Origin of the sequence: Hominifimenecus sp. rT4P-3 (genome assembly GCF_051055405.1) — a bacterium.
GTDB lineage: Bacteria > Bacillota > Clostridia > Lachnospirales > Lachnospiraceae > Pseudolachnospira.
Genome location: NZ_CP167068.1, coordinates 2,285,136 through 2,302,215, shown reverse-complemented (window position 1 = coordinate 2,302,215; position 17,080 = coordinate 2,285,136). Strand labels below are relative to the sequence as shown.

14 protein-coding genes are annotated in these 17,080 nt (G+C 46.1%); 10 read left to right on the top strand and 4 right to left on the bottom strand.

Translation table 11 applies throughout. The annotated features are described in order from the left end of the window. Positions 1-7 precede the first annotated feature (7 nt). The 7 genes from gmd (at position 8) to ACCC71_RS10595 (ending at position 10,299) form a co-directional block, all read left to right on the top strand. Positions 8-1,048, top strand: coding sequence for a GDP-mannose 4,6-dehydratase (gmd, locus tag ACCC71_RS10625; RefSeq protein WP_434309601.1), 1,041 nt, complete (start codon positions 8-10; stop codon positions 1,046-1,048). Positions 1,049-1,059: 11 nt separating this feature from the next. Next, on the top strand, positions 1,060-2,007 hold the full coding sequence (locus tag ACCC71_RS10620) for a GDP-mannose 4,6-dehydratase (protein ID WP_434309600.1): 948 nt from the start codon (positions 1,060-1,062) through the stop codon (positions 2,005-2,007). 155 nt (positions 2,008-2,162) lie between these two features. Then, positions 2,163-4,367 carry a DUF4214 domain-containing protein gene (locus ACCC71_RS10615; protein WP_434309599.1) on the top strand — a complete coding sequence of 735 codons (2,205 nt, stop codon included), beginning with the start codon at positions 2,163-2,165 and terminating at the stop codon, positions 4,365-4,367. A 76-nt stretch (positions 4,368-4,443) separates the two neighbouring features. Continuing rightward, positions 4,444-5,604: a glycosyltransferase family 4 protein gene (locus tag ACCC71_RS10610; protein WP_434309598.1), complete on the top strand. Its 1,161-nt coding sequence runs from the start codon at positions 4,444-4,446 to the stop codon at positions 5,602-5,604. Beyond that, complete coding sequence (locus ACCC71_RS10605; protein ID WP_434309597.1) at positions 5,604-6,701, top strand: glycosyltransferase; 1,098 nt, start codon at positions 5,604-5,606, stop codon at positions 6,699-6,701. The genes ACCC71_RS10610 and ACCC71_RS10605 overlap by 1 nt, the downstream gene beginning before the upstream one ends. Continuing rightward, positions 6,702-7,631 (top strand): nucleotidyltransferase, encoded by a 930-nt coding sequence (locus tag ACCC71_RS10600; RefSeq protein ID WP_434309596.1) that lies wholly within the window; start codon positions 6,702-6,704, stop codon positions 7,629-7,631. It abuts the gene before it with no gap. A gap of 112 nt (positions 7,632-7,743) precedes the next feature. Beyond that, a complete protein-coding gene (locus tag ACCC71_RS10595) occupies positions 7,744-10,299 on the top strand; it encodes a DUF4214 domain-containing protein (RefSeq protein WP_434309595.1) in 2,556 nt (851 codons plus the stop codon). 129 nt (positions 10,300-10,428) lie between these two features. On the opposite strand, the gene ACCC71_RS10590 is transcribed toward ACCC71_RS10595, so the two are convergent. After that, positions 10,429-11,430, bottom strand: coding sequence for a glycosyltransferase family 2 protein (locus ACCC71_RS10590; RefSeq protein ID WP_434309594.1), 1,002 nt, complete (start codon positions 11,428-11,430; stop codon positions 10,429-10,431). 202 nt (positions 11,431-11,632) lie between these two features. Here ACCC71_RS10590 and ACCC71_RS10585 point away from each other — a divergent pair, with 202 nt between their 5' ends. Both ACCC71_RS10585 and ACCC71_RS10580 read left to right on the top strand, forming a co-directional pair. Next, entirely contained in the window at positions 11,633-12,223 is a 591-nt protein-coding gene (locus tag ACCC71_RS10585) for a hypothetical protein (RefSeq protein WP_434309593.1), read from the top strand. Further along, positions 12,220-13,389: a hypothetical protein gene (locus ACCC71_RS10580; protein ID WP_434309592.1), complete on the top strand. Its 1,170-nt coding sequence runs from the start codon at positions 12,220-12,222 to the stop codon at positions 13,387-13,389. The genes ACCC71_RS10585 and ACCC71_RS10580 overlap by 4 nt, the downstream gene beginning before the upstream one ends. Positions 13,390-13,450: 61 nt before the next feature. Here ACCC71_RS10580 and ACCC71_RS10575 read toward each other — a convergent pair whose 3' ends face one another. From ACCC71_RS10575 to ACCC71_RS10565, 3 genes are read right to left on the bottom strand one after another with little or no spacing between them, the layout of a single operon-like run. Beyond that, on the bottom strand, positions 13,451-14,335 hold the full coding sequence (locus ACCC71_RS10575; protein WP_434309591.1) for a type I phosphomannose isomerase catalytic subunit: 885 nt from the start codon (positions 14,333-14,335) through the stop codon (positions 13,451-13,453). 19 nt (positions 14,336-14,354) lie between these two features. Next, positions 14,355-15,227, bottom strand: a complete 873-nt coding sequence (locus ACCC71_RS10570) for an ROK family protein (protein ID WP_434309590.1) — start codon at positions 15,225-15,227, stop codon at positions 14,355-14,357. A 24-nt stretch (positions 15,228-15,251) separates the two neighbouring features. Next, positions 15,252-16,532, bottom strand: a complete 1,281-nt coding sequence (locus ACCC71_RS10565) for an HlyC/CorC family transporter (RefSeq protein ID WP_434309589.1) — start codon at positions 16,530-16,532, stop codon at positions 15,252-15,254. Positions 16,533-16,725: 193 nt separating this feature from the next. Between ACCC71_RS10565 and ACCC71_RS10560 the strand changes: the two genes are divergently transcribed. Beyond that, a complete protein-coding gene (locus tag ACCC71_RS10560; protein WP_434309588.1) occupies positions 16,726-17,076 on the top strand; it encodes a TIGR04086 family membrane protein in 351 nt (116 codons plus the stop codon). The last annotated feature ends 4 nt before the right edge of the window (positions 17,077-17,080 follow it).

Sequence of the window (17,080 nt, the reverse complement as noted above, 5' to 3'; positions counted from 1 at the left end):
ACAAAACATGAAACATGCGTTAATTACAGGAGTTACGGGACAGGATGGATCTTACCTGGCAGAATTGCTGTTGGAAAAGGGGTATCAGGTATTTGGCCTGATGAGAAGAAAAAGTGTGGTGGATTACGGAAACGTCGTTCACCTGAAAGAAAAAATTCATTTTATCTATGCGGATATGACCGACTTGGCGTCGCTGATTCATGCGATGCGGGTTTCCCAGGCGGATGAGGTGTACAATTTAGCTGCACAGTCTTTTGTGGCGACCAGCTGGGAACAGCCGCTTGCAACGGCTGAAATCGATGCGATCGGTGTGACGAATCTTTTGGAGGCAATCCGTACCGTGAAGCCGGAGGCTCGCTTCTATCAGGCTTCCACCAGCGAGATGTTTGGAAAAGTGCAGGAGATTCCGCAGTCTGAGAACACTCCGTTTTATCCAAGAAGTCCTTACGGCGTTGCAAAGCTGTATGGCCACTGGATTACAAAGAATTACCGGGAAAGCTACCAGCTTTTTGCCTGCAGCGGGATTTTGTTTAACCACGAAAGCGAACGCAGAGGGTTAGAATTTGTAACTCGAAAGATTACCAACGCGGTGGCTCGTATCGAGGCAGGCCTTCAGGAACGGGTAGAACTTGGAAATCTGGATGCAAAGAGAGACTGGGGACATTCCCAGGATTATGTCCGCGCCATGTGGCTGATGCTGCAGCAGGAGGAAGCCGATGATTATGTAGTGGCGACCAATGAAACCCGTACCGTCCGTTCTTTTGTGGAAACTGCCTTCCGCCAGATTGGCATTGAGATAGAATGGCAGGGGCATGGAGTGGATGAGAAAGGGATCAATAAAGCGGATGGAAAGGTGCTGGTGGCGGTAAATCCCAGCTTTTTCCGGCCGGCGGAAGTAGAGCTTTTGATTGGAGATCCGGAAAAGGCGGAGAAAAAGCTGGGATGGAAGCGGGAGATTTCTTTTGAGCAGATGGTAAAGCGAATGGTGGAGACAGATCGAGCGTTGGTGCGCCAAGAGCTAGAAAGTAAGGGAGCAGGGAAAAGATAGGAGGGCCGTGGATGAAAGCTCTGATTGTAGGAGGTTCCGGCTTTGTTGGAGGGTATCTGGCGCAGGATTTGAAGAAGGTGGGATGGTCCGTCGCCATGACCATGTTGTCTTCAGAAAAGGCACCGGAAGGTCATGACGTTTATCCGCTGAATATTTTAGAACAGGCTCAGATTGCAGATATCCTGCGCTGCCTTTGTCCAGATGTGATTTTTCATCTGGCTGCTCAGAGCTCCGTTGGATTGTCTTGGAAAAATCCGGCTCTTACGGTAGATGTGAATATCAAGGGCGCGGTGAACCTTTTGGAAGCGGTTCGGGAGATTCCAGATTATCAGCCGAGGATTTTACTGATCGGTTCCGGTGAGGAATACGGCTATGTTCTGCCGGAAGAAGTGCCTGTCTCAGAAAATATAAAAGTGCGGCCGGGAAATCTTTACGCAGCGACAAAGGTGGCGCAAAATTTGATTGGAAATATCTATGCGAAAGCATATGGAATGCCAATTGTCATGGTTCGCGCTTTTAACCACATTGGCGCGGGACAAAAAACGGGTTTTGTGGTGGCAGACTTTTGTAAACAGGTGGCAGAAGTGGAGGCAGGGCTGCGGGAACCGGTGATTCAGGTGGGGAATTTAAGCGCCAGACGGGATTTTACCGATGTTCGCGACGTGGTCAGAGCCTATCGCCTGTTGGCAGAAAAGGGCAAGTCGGGAGAAACTTACAATGTGGGAAGCGGCCATGCGGTTGGAATTGATGAGCTTTTGGCACAAATTTTATCTCTGTCGGAAGCAAAGATCCGAGTGGAAGTAGATGCTAAACGGCTGCGTCCGATTGATATACCGGTGATTGAGGCGGATATTGCGAAGCTAAAGGGGCATACCGGCTGGAAACCGGAAATTCCCCTTCGTGAGACGCTGCAGTGGACGCTGCAATTTTGGCGTAAGAATCCTGAAATTTTTCGGTAAAATTAGGGACAGGAACTGTTGCTTTTTTCAGAAGTGTGCTATAATAAAAAGGCTTGACCTCTCATCAGTTCTTTTTTGATTGAGGGGTAGCGGCGTAGAATGTTTGCAGTGAGCGGATTTGGGGGCTGCAAGGTTAGAAACGGGAGGACGAGGAAATGAGAAGTGTTGCGTTAAAGATGTGCGCAATCCTGTGTGCGGGCAGTATGCTGCTTGGCAGTGGTTCTGCTTTGGCATCACCTGTACCTGAAAGCAGTAGCATTCCGGAATCGGCACAGACGGAGGAACGCGAAATACCGGAATTCACAGGAATGGAGACAACGCTGGAATCATCTTCGGGGGAAGAGACGATTCCGGAATTGCCAGAGCAAGAGGAAACGTTGTCGGAAGACAATGTGGAACCGGAGGAAACTCTGGGAGGAGAGCCGGAGGAATCGGTGCCGACAGAGCCGGAGACTCCGTCGTTGGAGGAGCCTGTGGTAGCAGAGGCGCTTCCTTTGGAAGCGAAGAGTGATCAGCAGACTTACTATGAAGCTTTTGTGGCCAGGCTGTATGAATATTGCCTGGGGCGGACGGCAAGAGCAGATGAAATTGCTGCTTGGGTGGCTTGCCTGCAGAACAATCAAAATACAGGAATTGAAGTAGCCTACGGCTTCATTTTCAGCGAGGAATACCAGAATAAGAAAACTGGGGATGAAGCTTATGTTCAGATGTTATACCGTACCTTTTTTGGACGGGAGGCGGATTCATCAGGATTGGCATCTTGGGTGAACTGTTTATATAATGGAAGCAGCCGTCGGAAGGTATTTGAAGGATTTGCCAACTCGGATGAGTATCGAACGATTTGTAGCCGTTATCAGGTGGTGAGAGGGCATTATGTTTCCAATGAAATTGAAGATCAAAATCCTGCTGTGACTAGTTTTGTAATGCGTCTATACCGTACATGTTTAGGAAGACAGGCGGAGACCAAGGGACTTCAAGCATGGGTTTCGGCGCTGCTTTCTGGGCAGAACACGGGTGCAGATATCGCGTGGGGGTTCTTGAACAGCGATGAAATGCAAAATAAGAGATTGAGCAATGCGGATTTTCTGGATGTTTTGTATCGTGCATTGATGAATCGAGAGGCAGATGCATCGGGAAAAAGTGGTTGGCTAGCAGTATACGAGAAAGGTGTTTCTAACCGAGCGGTTGTTCAAGGCTTTGTGGGCTCCCAGGAATTTCGGAATCTTTGTAATGCTTATGGCATCAAGGTAGGGAACCTTGATTTGACGGAAGCGCGGGATTTGTATCCGGAGATCAGCGGATTTGCTATAAAGTTTTATCGCGTTTGTATGAACCGGGTTCCAACCGGAAGAGAGCTGAACGGTTGGGTGCAGGGGTTGAAGGAAAAGTCGATCTCTAGCCTGGATATTGCCTACGGATTTTTCTTCTCAGAAGAGTACCAGAGAAAAAATAAGAATAATACGGATTTTGTAGCTGATGTTTACCGTGCTTTATTGGGAAGGGAACCGGACAAAAGCGGAAGTGCGGATTGGGTTCGAGTTTTAAATCGTGGTGTCAGCCGGGAAACCGTGGTCACTCAGATGGCTGATAGCCAAGAATATATCAATGCTTGTCGATCGCGAGGAATTGCTAGATTTAAAAATGGCTGGCAGACCGGAGGACAGAAAGTATACTATATTAAAAATGACAGCCGCGTAAGCGGTTGGCAGACGATTGATGGGAATCGATATTATTTTGACCCCAATGATGGAAATGCGAGAGTGACCGGCTGGGAGTATGTCGATGGATTGAAATACTTCTTTTACGGAGACGGCAAGCTTTGTACGGATTTGGATGACATCATTGGGAAGCAGTCCTCATACCGGATTGAAGTAAACCGTCAATGCAATACCGTAACCGTATATGCAAAAGACGGAGGGAACGGATATACGATTCCAGTGAAATCCTTTATTTGTTCCACTGGCGCAAGCGGAGCGACTCCGACGGGAACCTTTTCTACTCCGAACAAGTACCGTTGGCATGAGCTGATGAACAAAGTATACGGTCAGTGGTGTACGCGTATTGTTGGCGGCGTATTGTTCCATTCAGTTTATTACCATGATTATACCAACGGAACCTTGTATACCGGCGCTTACAATCAACTGGGAAGATCTGTGTCCCATGGCTGCGTACGTTTAACGGCCGGCGATGCAAAATGGATTTATGACAATTGCAGCTTGGGAACGCAAGTGACCATTTATGATAGCTCTGTGGCCGGCCCTTACGGGAAACCGAGCGCGTATCAATTGCCATCTTGGCATACCTGGGATCCGACTGACCCGACAGCGTATGATCGTTGTGGACAGAGAGGGTGCCATTAAATAAAAGAAAAATTGGAAAATAGGAGTGCTTGTTGCAGAGCATTCCTATTTTTCAATCCCTTTATGGAGAGTTTGTATGAAAATAGCATTTGAGTCTCAGCTGTTGATGGAAGCAGAAAAAACCGGAATCGGATGGGTGGCAGACGGGATCTTGCGGGAGTTGAAAAGTTTAGATACAAAAGATCAGCTGCAGTTAAACTATTTTAAGCTGCGGAATCACTCGGCCGGTCGGCCGCCAGGAATCGAGGAATATGTGAATTTGGGATTCCAGGATGTCTGTGCGCGTTTTAGCTTTAGCTTATATAAAATGATGTGGAATATTTTTCCGATTCCCTACTCGTGGTTTTTTGGCAAGGATTCGGACGTTACCTTTTTTTTCAACTACTATATTCCACCGGGCGTAAAGGGGAAACGTGTTACGATTTTTCACGATATGGCTTATAAGGTTTTTCCGGAAACTGTCCGGAGCCGAACAAAAATGATGCTGGAAGCCAATATGGTAAAAGCTTGTAAACGTGCGGATGCAATTCTTACGGTATCGGAATTTACAAAGCAGGAAGTGATCAAATATCTGAACGTAGATCCGAAAAAAATTACTGTTATGCCATTGGGAATCCGCCGGGAACGCTTCCACTGCGGCTATTCGGAGGAACAGGTGGCGGCGGCAAAGGAAAAATACCATCTGCCTTCGGACTATTTGTTGTATTTAGGTACTCTGGAGCCGAGGAAGAACATTGTTCGTCTCATCGAAGCGTATGGGAGTTTAAAGCAAAAACGGTCAGATATTCCCCCTTTGATTTTGGTTGGAAGAAAGGGGTGGCTCTATGATTCCATTTTTGAAAAAATACAGGCGTTGCATTTGGAAGACTGTGTATGGTCGACTGGTTATGCGGATAGCCAGGATGTGCCTTTGCTGCTAAAAGGCGCGATGGCGTTTGTTTTTCCATCGGTCTATGAGGGATTTGGGATGCCTCCTCTGGAAGCGATGGCTTGCGGTACGCCGGTTTTGACTTCGAATGTCAGCTCTATGCCGGAAGTGGCGGGCGACTGCGCTGTTTTGGTAGATCCCTTTTCCGTGGAAAGCATCGAGGAAGGGCTGCAAAAATTGATCGATGATCCGGAATTTAGGCAGGAGCTTTCCAGGAAAGGAATCCAGCGAGCGGAAACTTTTACTTGGACCCGCACAGCAAACATTGTTTTGGACGTTTTTCAGAGACTGATACAGAGTGAGGAATGATGAAAAAACGAAAGGTTTTGCAGGTAAATAAGTTATATGCACCGGTAACCGGGGGGATTGAACATGTGGTGCAGCAGCTGGCAGAGGGATTGAAAGACGTAACCGATACAAAAGTTTTGGTCTGTCAAAAAAAAGGAAAAGGGCGGATAGAGCAGCGAGGTGGGGTCGAAGTTCATCGTGCTTCAAGCTTTGGGATTTTCTTTTCGATGCCGATCTCACTTTCCTTTTTGTGGAAGTTTCGGAAGATGGCCAAGAAAAGTGATATCGTTCAACTCCATGCGCCTTTTCCATTAGGCGATTTGGCCTGCTTTTTATCCCGCTATAAAGGGAAAGTGATTTTATGGTGGCACAGCGACATCGTACGGCAAAAAAAGCTGCTTTATTTTTATCGACCGTTGATGAATTGGATGTTAAAACGGTCGGATCTGATTCTGGTAGCAACCGAAGGACACATTGAAGGGTCAGAGTTTTTAAAACCCTATCGAGAAAAATGCAAAATCATTCCATATGGGGTGCCACGAGTAGAACCAGTACAGGAATTTCGTGAAGAAATACCCGTCCGATTTTTGTTTGTGGGAAGACTGGTTTCCTATAAAGGCTGCGAGACGCTTCTGCGGGCATTTTGCGGCTTGGACCATGCGGAACTCGTCCTTGTTGGCGACGGTGGACTGAGGGCAGAATTGGAGGCGCTGACATCTTCTTTGGGGTTAGAAGGACGCGTTCATTTTAAGCACCATTTGGATGACAGACAGGTAGCGGAGGAATTTCGTCAATGCGACGTCTTTGTTTTGCCGTCCATATCAAAAACGGAGGCATTTGGTATTGTTCAGATTGAGGCAATGGCATGGGGAAAGCCGGTGATCAATACAAATTTGCCCAGCGGCGTTCCTTATGTGAGCTTGGATGGAATCACTGGATTGACAGTGCCTCCGGAGGATGAGAAAGCATTGCGGTCTGCGATGAAAAAGATGGTGGAATCTCCGAAACTTCGAAAGCAAATGGGAGAAGCAGCAAGAAAGCGGGTGCAAGAGCACTTTCTGGAGAAGACCATGTTAGAAAACGTATATCGGATTTATCAGGAGATGGGAGGAAACTAGATGAAAAAGCCTGTGTTAGTAGTAATGGCCGCAGGAATGGGAAGCCGGTTTGGAGGAGGTATAAAGCAGCTGTCTTCGGTGGGACCATCCGGTGAGCTGATCATCGATTATTCTGTATATGATGCAAAAGAAGCTGGATTTGAGACGGTGATCTTTATTATTCGTAAGGACATTGAGGCAGATTTTCGCGAACGGATTGGCTGTCGGATTGAGAAATATATGGATGTGAAATACGTTTATCAGGATATTCAGGATCTGCCGGCCGGATTTTGCTGTCCGAAAGATAGGACCAAGCCTTGGGGGACGGGCCATGCCGTATTAGCGTGCCGGAAGATTTTGGACGCTCCTTTTGCAGTGATTAATGCAGATGATTACTATGGAAAAAAAGCATTTCGCGATCTCTACCAGTTTTTGAGCAAGCCGCAGAATGATAAAACAAAACATCATCATTTGGCTATGGCGGGATTTGTGTTAGGAAATACGTTAAGTGAAAATGGAACGGTAACCCGTGGAGTTTGTTTGCTGGATGAAAACGGAAAGCTAAAGGGCATTGAAGAGACAAAGGAGATTGGTAAGAGGCCGGATGGCACGGCCCACGGGTTCTACCAGGGCAAAGAAAAGCAACTAGATCCTTCCAGTTTGGTTTCCATGAATTTTTGGGGCTTCCCTGTGGAATTTATTCCCAGGCTGGAAAAAGGGTTTGTGGATTTCTTAAAGCATATTCCAGAGGGAGACGTAAAAGGAGAGTATCTTCTTCCCATTCTAGTAGATCAAATGTTAATGGCGGACGAGGCGGAGGTAACGGTATTGCCTACCACGGATATCTGGTTTGGAATGACGTATCAGGAAGATCAGGCCTTGGTAGCGAAACGGATGGACGAAATGGTGAAACAAGGGAACTATCCGACGCCGCTGTTTCCTGAAATATGATTTTGTGGTTTTTATTTCTATTGCATTTTTGAATAAAGGCGATAAAATAGAAAGAGTACTATGTGCTTGAATTGGAGCATGGGGACGAGGATAGAAAGGATAGAAAGAACAAATGAGAAAAAAGATTTTTACACTTTTTCTTACCGCAGCTATTCTATGGCAGGGAGTTGGCTCGCCGTCTTTGCTTTTTGCACAAGAAGCAACCTTGCCGGTTAGCTCGGAAGAAAGCGGCTATCTGGAAGAGGGGACGGGTAGCTCGGCGTGGGAAGAAGAGCGTTCAGAAGAGCTTTCGGAAGCGTCGGAGGAACAGGAAGGTGTGGATTCGGGAGAGGATACGCAGGAAGGCACGGTTGAAGAAAATACGCAGAGTGCTGTGGAATCGGAAGGCATAGCGGAAACTCCTGGTGTAGAGCAAATCATAACGGAATCAACGGAGGCGCCGACAAATGCAGAGCCAGCTTGGAGTCATTGGATTTTGGGAAGTACCGGCGCTGCCATCTTGGGAGGTGGCCGTCTGGCGTCGGCACCCGATGGTACGTTGTATTTTTCCAATATAGGAGAAGGTACGGTCAATTATTACGATGAATCGGGGCGTACCGTCCAGTTAGCACAGGAAGAGGGACATAGTCTCAATGCTTTTGAAGGGGCGGTCTATTATGTGTCCGAGAGCGGTAACATTCAAAAGTGGGATCGGGTGTCCCAAGCAGTGAGCACGGTACTGGAGTGGGGAGCCAGTATTTCTCAGATGTACGTCGTTAACGAGGAGGTCTTCTTTTTCTTATCTGAGGGGAATATTTATCTCTTTTGTCCGGGAAATGATGTGACAGAAGTGCGGATAGACGGAGCAATCCAAGGGTTTATTCCCACAGAACAGGGAATGCTCTACGCAAAAGGAGAAGCCTTAAACTGGGATATCTGGGCGGAAGACCAATTGGTCAAGGAAGATGTTAGCGCTTGGGACTTGACAGAAGGCTACCTAGTTATGACCATCGAAGGCCAAGATTATCAGATGGAAATTTCCCAGTTGTTTTTCGGCTATCGCAGTGCAGTTCAACTGGAAAATTATCAATTGGGGGAGGCATGTCCGATTGATGAGCTGCTGGGAGAAGGCGAAGAGTGTGCAGTTTGCGCGGAAAATGCCCGCAAGGTGGCGGATGGGGAACTCGTTGTAGAGGAAATGGAGACGCTTTCTGTGGAGGCGGTTAGCCAGGCCTATACGGCAGCCAGCAATGGTCAAAAAAATATTATTAAGAGGGCCAGGCAGCAGGAAGAGATCAAATGGACCCCTCTGGCGGATATCGCGGGGTGGGGGAATACGTATACCTTTTCCAAAGGCGTAACTTATCAGGGACTTCCTTACGGGCAGCCGGTTTATGCCCGCTATATTCCTTTTGATACTTCTTATAATCCGTCGACGGCAGCGTTCCAAGAATTTGCGAATGCAGTCAATGACCCGACAAGTAAGATGTATACCTCGCAGTCTAAGTATAATAAAGTGGCGCCTTACTATTCAAGTGACTGTAGTTCCTTTGTGTCCTATGCGTGGGATCTGTATAAGAGGGAGACGTCAGTCTTGCCTGGAACGGCAACAAAGGTTGCCAATCAGAGTGTCTATAGCGTACAGCTAGGGGATATCTTTAATCGTTCCGGCGTACATGTTGTTTTGGTAGCGGATATTGGCTATGGGAATGATGGGACCATTCAATTTGTCGATATTTTGGAGCAGACCCCTCCAAAGGTACGGAGGACTAGGTACGGCGTAGGCGGAAGCGGGACCCTTGCGCAGCTGGAACAAAAATATCTGGGTTCTGGTTACTCTCTGTACCGGTATGAAAAAAAGGCAGGAAGTTACAATCCAGGCAGAGATGCTGTGAAATATACACATAGTTGCGTAGTTCCCATTGACAAAGACTATTGTGATAGTTGTGAAGATCTCACGTTACATGGATTTGTAAAACGTCTGTATCGTTTGATTTTGGGCCGTACGGCGAAAGAGTCGGAAGTGAATTCCTGGGTAAAGGTTTTAGAAGACGGGAAAAGCACGGGGACAGACGTGGCTTATGGATTTATTTTTAGCGTAGAATATGATAAGAAAAATGTAAGCGCGCGGCAATATGTTTCCCATTTATACCAGACCATGATGGGAAGAACTCCAAAGGAAACGGAAATACAAGCTTGGGTGGACGTATTGAACTGCGGATTTACCAGACATATGGTGTTTAGTGGCTTTGCCAACTCCGCTGAGTTTCAGGATATTTGCCAACGATATGAAATCAAAAGAGGGAGTTATTCCTCCAAACAATATGTCGATATCCACGAACCGGTGACGCGTTTTGTAGCCAGACTGTATCATATTTGCCTCCAGAGGAATCCGAAAACGGAAGAGGCCGAGAGCTGGGTTCGCGCATTGGTAGCCCGAAAAGGTACCGGAAGTGAGGTCGCCTACGGATTTTTCTTCAGCAGCGAATTTCAGAGTAGAAAGTATAGCGATACTCAGTATGTCACCTATTTGTATCAAGCCTGCCTGGGACGTGAGCCGGATACAGAAGGATTGCAGGCATGGGTAAAACAGTTAAAGAATGGAAAAAGCAGAAAAACCGTATTCTATGGATTTGCAAATTCTGTTGAGTTTCAAAAACTTTGTGATTCTTATGGGATAAAAAAATAGAAAATAAAAGACACGAGAGGCGTGGGAAGATACTTTTGCACTCCTCTCGTGTTTTATGCTGTTTGGCGATGGATAGACCATCTATCCTGCTATGAGACGTGTATGTTTCTGCTTATAGAAGATAAGAGGCTATACTATTTTATCTGGATCTGGGAGAACATTCGTAGATTCCGGTGAGGATGGCGTAGTGCGTTCGCTGATGATATAGCGTGGCCTTGCCTTGGTTTCCATATAGATCTTTCCAATGTATTCCCCGATAATGCCGAGACTGACCAATTGGATTCCCCCTAAAAAGCAAAGGATACATACAGTACTGGCCCATCCGGTAACCGTATATCCCAGAAGAGCGGATATGACGGCCCAAATAACGGCGATAAAGCTGAGTAGGGAAACTAGGAGGCCAAAGCCGGTGATCAGGCGAATCGGTTTGACGCTGAGGCTGGTAATTCCGTCGAAGGCCAGAGCAAGCATTTTTCGCAGCGGATAGTGGCTGCTTCCAGCAATTCGTTCATTCCGCTCATAATATACGGAAGTGCTGTGAAAACCGACCAGCGGCACCATTCCCCTTAAAAATATATTTACTTCTTTAAAATTAGCAAACTCCTTTAGTACACGGGAAGAAATCAACCGGTAGTCCGCGTGATTAAATACGACTTCTGCGCCCAACCAATTCATAAATCGGTAAAAACCTTCGGCAGTCAGCCTTTTAAAAGCCGTATCGGTCTCTCTTTTGCTTCGTACACCGTAAACGATTTCGGCTCCATTTCGATAAGCATCTACCATCTGATCCATCGCGTTGATATCATCTTGCCCATCGCAATCGATGGAAATGGTGATATCGCATTGTTCTTTCGCCTCCATCAAGCCGGCCAGAACCGTACTTTGATGACCGCGGTTTCGGCTTTGGGAAATGCCGGTGTAATGAGGATTTTGGCGAGCTAGATCACAAATGATCTTCCAGGTTTTATCCTTGCTCCCGTCATTCACAAATAGAATTTTACTATTTTCATGAATCTTATGCTCGGAAATCAATTGTTCCAGCTTTGATAAAAACATAGGCGCGGTAAGTGGTAATACTTCTTCCTCATTATAACAAGGAATAATGAGAAAAAGAGTTGGCTGTTTATTCATTTTTTCTCCTTGAGCAGAGCAGATTTAGTTGAAGCAGTTATCATTATATCGGGGTTTGGCGTAGGTGTCAACGTACTCTGGCAGAGGAAGTATTCGATCGAGCAAAAATTTTCTAAATATCGCTGGGAAACGGATTTTGCCCTTTACAGAATGATTCGTGACCTTTATAATTGTACCGTATCTGGAAGGGAATGGGTGAAACATGAAAAAGAAAGTTGCTGCATATTTTCTATCCGCTGTTTTGGTGTTCGGATATTTCGCTATATTGTGGTGGGCGCGTACTCCGGAGGTGTCAGATGTGTATCGGATGTATTTTATTGATCACAGCTTGTCGGTATGGCCCGGTGATACGGGATTAAACTGTGAGCTTGGGATAACGGAATATCTGGGAACCCATTCTGGGGAAGAGAAGATGGCTTTGCGCCTCGGAAGGGGATGGTATGATGCGGAAGACGAGGGACGGTGGACAAAGGGAGGCGAAGCTGTTCTTTTCTACGATCCGATTCCGGAGATTTCAAGGGATCTCATATTTACTTATACCATAACCAATTGGATCTCCGATGGGGAGATCGAAATACTTGCCAATGGGATTTCACTGGGAACGCTTTCTAGGGAAATGGATCAGCCATCGTCATTAAAAATACCACGAGAGATCATCGGGGAAGATCGAAGGTTGGAATTGGTTTTTTCTATTGAACGGCCGGTTCGTCCCAGTGATTTTGGTAGCAGTGACGCCAGAGAATTAGGCGTCATGATAGATTCGATCCAGTTAGATGAGGAGAAAGCGGAATGAATAAAATATGCGCGTGGTTAGAACAGGAAGAACATCAAAAAAGAAACCTGATTCTTTGGTCTATTTTACTGGTTCTTATTTCTCGTTTGCTGTTTTATGGCGTTTTTCTTGTTTATGAATCTATAAATGGAACGGATGGAAACTTTTGGATAGCTATGAATCAGTGGGATTCGGGCTGGTATATCGATTTGGTCCAGAATGGATATGCGAAAGGGCCGGCCAGCGTGGGGGGATTGTTGGAACAGGAAAATTGGGCTTTTTTTCCTCTGGCCCCGATTTGTATCGGATTTCTTTACTCGATCTTAGGGGGGAATCTTTGCGCAATTGCAGGGATTGTCATGTCCGCTGTTACCGTAGGAATCCTGGTTCTCATTTATTATTATTTTCAGGAGACGAAAAGGAGCGTATATCAGGCCGTTGCCACACAGATTTTTGTCGCTGCAGGGCTTTATAGCTTTTACTTTGCCTCATTTTATACAGAAGCCTTTTATTTATTTCTTCTTTTGCTTACGTTGTATTTTCTTCAGAAGAAAAGATATTTGGCGATGGGTATTGCAGGCGCCCTTTTAAGCGCTGCCAGAAATACAGGGATTATGGTAGTGTTTGCGATTGCAGTGAAGGTGATAGCTGATTATTTTCAGAATGGGGAGACGCATTCTGTAAAAGGTTTTTTCGAAAATACGCTGGGAAATTGGAGGCTAGTTCTTGGCACTTGCCTGATTCCGTCTGGATTATTCTCTTTTATGCTCTATTTGGGATTGCATATGGGGGATCCCCTGGCATTTCTTCATGTCCAGGCAGGATGGGGAATCGGAGAGAAAAATGCCTTTTTGCTGATTTGGGATGGTTTGACTTCCGGAGAATGGCTCTGGATCTATTTTTCGGTGTGGGCCTTGGCCGGTATCGGATTGATTCTATATTTATTGTTTGAAAAACGATGGGAGGAAGCGGTTCTGGCAGGTATTTTCTTGTTCATTCCGTTGGGGGTGCGCCTACACTCCATCCCTCGGTACATCATAGGCGCCGGATTATTTACCTTTTCTGCCGGAGATTTTTTGCAAAAAAGAGCGAAGAACTGGATGACTTCTCTTTTTCTTGCAGGCTGTATTGTGACAAACTTTATGCTTTTGTATTATTGGTTCTGTGGAAAGAATTGGTTGACCTAAAAGAAAAACGAAATAAAAAAGTGACCGCTCTATTTAGAAAATGATAGAAACGGTCACTTTTTTATTTTTGTGGATCATTAGCCGGAGAGGACAAGATCATTTCCAGTTTACCGGATATCTGGATTTCTCTGTTTTGGCAGGGAATAAAAATGTGCATGCCTTGGGTAATCGGAGTGGATTCCAAAGTACCGTTTCCCTGAAGAATATCCAGGCAGAGGAACGTGTTTTGCGGCGTCAGCGCATAGGACTCATTCTTTAACTTCAGCAGGTCTACTCGGTAGTAAGGCGTCTGAACTAGATTTTGGCAAGTTTTCAGTAAAGGAATGGATTGGAAGCGGTTGGAATATGAGCCTTTCCCATAGTTAATGACATCCAAACTTTTCTCGATATGCAGCTGCCGTTTCCTCCCCTGTTCATCCAGCCGGTCATAGTCGTATAACCGATAGGTGATATCACTGTTTTGCTGGATCTCCAAAAGACGGATACCACCTTTAATCGAGTGGACACATCCTGCGTCAATCTGAAAAAAGTCTCCAGCTTTTACCGGGACTTCCCTTAAAAACTCTTTCCAGCGTCCTTCTTGTACGAAGCGTTCAGCCTCTTCCCGATTTCTGGCATTATGCCCCATAATTAAGGAAGCGTCTTCTTTGGCTTCTAAAATGTACCAGCATTCACTTTTTCCGGAAGCCCCGTTTTCATGCTTTTTCGCATAGGCGTTATCTGGATGAACCTGAATGCTCAAATCTGCTTTGGCAGTGATCTCTTTGATCAATAGGGGAAAACGATCTCCTTCTATGTTGCCAAAATATTCCCGGTGATTTTGCCAAAGCCAACCAAGCGTCCGGCCTTTCCAAGCTCCATTTTTGATGATTCCATCCCCATTTTCATGGGCGGCAATCACCCAGGATTCTTTTCCCCAAATCGGCGTCTTTTCTACGGGTTCCAACTGAAGATATTTTTCCATATTATTCTGAAAGAGCCGCAAAACCCAGTCTGAGACAGCCAAGAATTCCCTGGCGTCCCTTACAGGCAGGCGGCACAATATAAGCCTCCATTTGATTCAGTTCCTCTGTTCGAAGATAGGAGTTCAGCTGGCTGGATACCTTTTTTCGAATCAGAGGAAAAAGCTGCCTTTGCTCCATGATTCCACCGCCTAAAATGATTTTTTGCGGTGATAAAATGAAAATGTAATCGGAAAGTGCCTGCCCCAGATAATCGGCTTCCCATACCCAAGCAATATGATCTTCCGGAAGCTCGTTCGGCCGTTTCCCCCAACGTTCTTCCATAGCAGGTCCGCAGGTGAAACCTTCCAGGCAGGAAGGATGATAAGGACAGTGCCCCTTATAAGAATCGTCAGGGACTCGCTGCACCTGACAGTGACCGGCCTCCGGATGCAGCATTCCATGTACCAGGCTGCCACCGGATAAAATTCCCGCTCCAATACCAGTACCCACGGTTAGGTATAAGCAGTCTGTCAGCCCAATTCCAGCGCCAAAGCAACATTCTCCCAGAAGAGAGGCGTTCACGTCTGTGTCAAAGCCGATGGGAATGCCCAACTCTTTTTTGAAATAGCCGACAATATCGCAATTTTGCCATGCTGTTTTCGGTGTGGAGGTGATAAATCCATAAGTAGCGGAATCTTTTCGCAGGTCGATGGGACCGAAGCAGCCGATCCCTAAAGCTTCGATTGAATTTTCATGAAAGAACTGTGCAATCTTTGGGAGCGTGACTGCCGGGGTTTCTGTCGGTATCTGAATTTCTGTCTCAATCCTGCCATTTTCTTCACCGACGGCACAAACCATTTTTGTACCTCCGGCTTCCAGCGCTCCAATTCTCATGTAAGCCTCCTAGTTTCGTACTTTTTAAGATTCTTCACTTTCTTCCCCGCCTGTTTTTACAGGAAGGAGTAAGCGGACTTTTTCAATCCGGTTCCGGTCGACGGCCTCTGTGATTAGGCGGTAACCTTCCTCGTCCGTAGCCTGTTCTCCAACTTCCGGGAAATGATCGAGGAGCCCTAACAGGTAACCGCCGATGGAATCGTAGTCTTCACTTTCCAGGTCTGTTCCGATTTCATCATTCAGATCATCCAGCTTATAAGATCCTTCTACCAGATATTCCCGGTCATTGATCTTTTGCAATAGTTCCAATTCCTGTTCGTCGAATTCGTCGCGGATTTCACCGACGATTTCTTCCAAGATATCTTCCATGGTGATCAAACCGACCATAGAGCCATACTCATCCAAAACGATGGACATGGTCATAGAAGCCTGCCGCATCTCGTGGAAAAGTTCGTAGGTATTTTTAAATTCATGGGTAAAAAACGTTTCCCGTAAAAAGTCTTTTACATAAAAAGGCGTATCCTGTTTGTAAAGAACCAAGTCTTTCATATTCAGGATTCCAACGATATTATCCGGCGTGTCCTCATAAATCGGAATCCGTGTAAAACGTTCGACCTCAAACATTTCCAGGATATCTTCGTAAGTCGAATTTATGTCAGCACAGACAACGCTGACGCGGGGTACCATGACATCTTTGGCCTGGGAATCGCCCAGGTCAAACACATTGTTGATCATTTCTTTTTCGTCTGACTCGATGACCCCCTCCTCATGGCTGACCTCAACGATGGTACGCAGTTCGTCTTCTGTCATGGAATCGGGCCGCTCATTGGGATCAATCCGTAAAATCCAGAGGTAAAAGAGAGACAGGTGGTTGATACAGAAAATCACCGGTGTCAGGAACCACATAATGGCCCGAATGATTTTTACATTACGCAAAGCCAGCCTCTCCGCACGCAGAGTGGCGATTGTCTTAGGGGATATTTCACCAAAAATTAAAATTATAAGGGTAAGAACACCGGTAGCTACGCCCACTACCCAGCCGCCAATTTTGGAGGCCAATACGGTAGTCAGGGAAGATGCGGTTAGATTGACAATGTTATTTCCAATCAGAATCGCAGACAGCATTTTTCCCTGATTATCCAGCGTCTTTAAAACGAGAGCAGCCCTTGCATTTCCATTCTCGGCTAGGCTGCGCAGCCGGTGGCGGTTTACGGTAGTAAGCGCCGTTTCTGAGGAAGAGAAAAATGCCGAAAGATAAATGAGAATAAATAGTATTAGCAACAATATACTGTCACTTGGGTCCAAAATGATATCACTCCTGTGTTATTTATTTTTATGGTATTGTCCTCGTTAATGAACATATCAATTTTATCAAATATTGCCCAGGCAAGATCCGATAAAACAAAAATACTCTGCATATGGAAGAATTCTACAATATTGCAGGACTATTGTCAAGTTCCCATGCTATATATTATAGAAGGAAAGGGGGATTTTCTTCATGAAAATGAAAGCTTATGGGCAAGGACTGTTGGTTGGGGCGCTGGTGACGGCTGTATTGATCTTTGTGCTAAGTTTCGGTTTGTACCAATTTCACTGGAGCGATAGTACTCTTCAAATCGGAATTTGGCTTATCTATGCGTTAGCCGCCCTGATCGGGGGAATGGTAGTTGGGAAGAAGCTGAAAAATCGCCGGTTTGTCTGGGGGCTGGCATATGGATTGCTCTATTTTGCTGTCTTGTTTTTGATCTCTGGAGCCACTTCAGGAGGTTGGAACGGCAATTTCAGAGAGATGGCCATCGCCTGCGGGATTTGCCTGGGGGGCGGTATGCTTGGGGGAATGATATCCTGAATCG